General features: G+C 67.2%; 2 protein-coding genes and 1 pseudogene. 1 reads left to right on the top strand and 2 read right to left on the bottom strand.

The window, feature by feature from the left end:
- Window positions 1-208: pseudogene (locus ENN83_RS14175) on the bottom strand (VWA domain-containing protein); the annotation flags it as partial.
- A gap of 97 nt (window positions 209-305) precedes the next feature.
- Window positions 306-1232 (bottom strand): AAA family ATPase, encoded by a 927-nt coding sequence (locus tag ENN83_RS14170; RefSeq protein WP_287187994.1) that lies wholly within the window; start codon window positions 1230-1232, stop codon window positions 306-308.
- Between the two features lie 124 nt (window positions 1233-1356).
- Between ENN83_RS14170 and ENN83_RS14165 the strand changes: the two genes are divergently transcribed.
- A partial coding sequence (locus ENN83_RS14165) for an acyl-CoA dehydrogenase family protein (protein ID WP_287187991.1) occupies window positions 1357-2132 on the top strand: 776 nt, incomplete at its 3' end.

Here is a 2132-nt window from a genome sequence, read left to right as displayed (position 1 = left end):
GCTCGGGGCGCGAGAGAAAGCAGGCGGCGAGGGTGTGGTAGAAATCCCCGCGCTGCGAGAACCCCGCCGCCTCGACCGCGCGGATCGCGTCGATCACCCGGCCGGGGCCGACCGGAAGCCCGGCCTTGCGCAGGGCGCGCGCGAAATGGAGCATGTTGTGGCTGAGCTTGCCATCGTCAGGGATGTCGAGCGTATGCAGGTCTGCCATTCTCGGCCTCGGGCTCTGTTGGAGAGGCCGGGGGGCCGTCTGCCCCCCGGACCCCCCGAGGATATTTCAGGCCAGAAGAAGATCGGGCCGGATCGGGTCAGGCGGGCGCCAGTTCCGCGCGGACCTCGTCGAGCAGGCGTTTCGCCTTGGAGCCCACGATCTTCCGGATGTCGTCCTGGTATTTCAGAAGCGCCCCGATCGTGTCGGCGATGACCTGCGGCGACAGGTCGATAACGTCGAGCGCGAGCAGGCATTTCGCCCAGTCGATGGTTTCGGCAACACCGGGTTTCTTGAACAGGTCTTCGGAGCGCAGTTTCTGGACGAAGGCCACGATCTCGCGCGAGAGCGTTTCCGCCGCTTTGGGGGCGCGGGCATGCAGGATGTCGAGTTCGCGCCGGGAATCGGGATAATCGACCCGGTGATAGAGGCAGCCCCGCTTCAGCGCGTCATGCACCTCGCGGGTGCGGTTCGAGGTGATGACCACTATCGGGGGGTGCGGGGCCTTGATCGTGCCGAGTTCGGGGATGGTGACCTGGAAATCGCTGAGTGCTTCGGGCAGGAAGGCCTCGAAGGGTTCGTCGGTGCGGTCGAGCTCGTCGATCAGCAACACCGGCGGCCCCTCGACCTGGGGACGCATGGCCTGGAGCAGCGGGCGTTCGATCAGGTATTCGTCCGGGAAAAGCTCGTCCTTCAGTGCAGTCCGGTCGGCGCCCGCGCCCTCGAAGCCCATCGCCTCGGCGGTGCGGATCGCGATCATCTGCGCGGCGAAGTTCCAGTCGCAGAAGGCCGAGGCGGCATCGAGCCCTTCATGGCATTGCAGCCGGATCAGCCGGCGGCCAAGTGCTGCGGCCAGCGCCCAGGCGATCTCGGTCTTGCCGGTGCCGGGCTCGCCTTCGAGAAAGAGCGGCTTGCCCGGGCGCAGCGAGAGGAAGGTAACCGTCGCAAGCGCCCGGCCGCAGACATAATCCTGCCCGGCAAGCAGCTGTTGAACCTCGTCGATCGAGCCTGGTCCTGTTCTGTCCATCCCTGTGCTCCCTGTGTCCGGAACTGCATGGGCGCGGGCGACGGTCAAGCGCCGGGATGGCGAAGATTGCCCGGCGCAGCGGGACGCGCTAAGCCTCGGGCACAGCCCGGAAGGAGAAATCACGATGGAAGGCGCCCTGCCCCTGATCCCGAAGGATGGCCCGGGTCTGGCCCGGTTCGACTGGCAGGACGCGCTGCGGCTGGAGGATCGGCTGGACGAGGACGAACGGATGCTGCGCGACGCGGCGCAGGCTTTCGCCCGTGACCGGCTGCAGCCCCGCGTGACGATGGCCTTTCGCGAGGAAAGGTCCGAGCCGGGGCTTTTCGCCGAGATGGGGGAAGCGGGCCTGCTGGGCGTGACCCTGCCCGAGGCCCTTGGCGGGCTGGGCGCCTCCTATGTGGCCTACGGGCTGATCGCGCGCGAGATCGAGCGGGTGGATTCAGGCTATCGCTCGATGATGAGCGTGCAATCCTCGCTGGTGATCTATCCGATCTTCGCCTACGGCACCGAGGCGCAGCGCCAGCGCTATCTGCCCGGTCTTGCGCGGGGCGAACTGATTGGCTGTTTCGGGCTGACCGAACCCGGTGCGGGAAGCGATCCGGGGAGCATGAAGACGCGGGCCGAGAAGATCGCGGGCGGCTATCGGCTGACCGGGACCACGACCTGGATTTCCAACAGCCCATTGGCCGATGTCTTCGTGGTCTGGGCGAAATCCGAGGCCCATGGCGGCAAGATCCGCGGCTTCGTGCTGGAAAAGGGCATGGCGGGCCTGTCGGTCCCGAAGATCGAGGGCAAGCTGAGCCTGCGCGCCTCGCCCACGGGCGAGATCGTGATGGAGGGCGTCGAGGTCGGCGAGGATGCGTTGTTGCCGGGCGTCGAGGGTCTGAAGGGGCCGTTCGG

The sequence above is a fragment of the Rhodovulum sp. genome (assembly GCF_011048875.1).
GTDB lineage: Bacteria > Pseudomonadota > Alphaproteobacteria > Rhodobacterales > Rhodobacteraceae > Rhodovulum > Rhodovulum tesquicola.
Note: the sequence above shows the minus strand (reverse complement) of the source record. Positions and strands in the feature narration are given on the sequence as shown.

Bases quoted from the DNA above. Each gene is read 5' to 3' on its own strand.
- ENN83_RS14170 (WP_287187994.1), bottom strand. From the start codon at position 1,232: ATGGACAGAACAGGACCAGGCTCGATCGACGAGGTTCAACAGCTGCTT.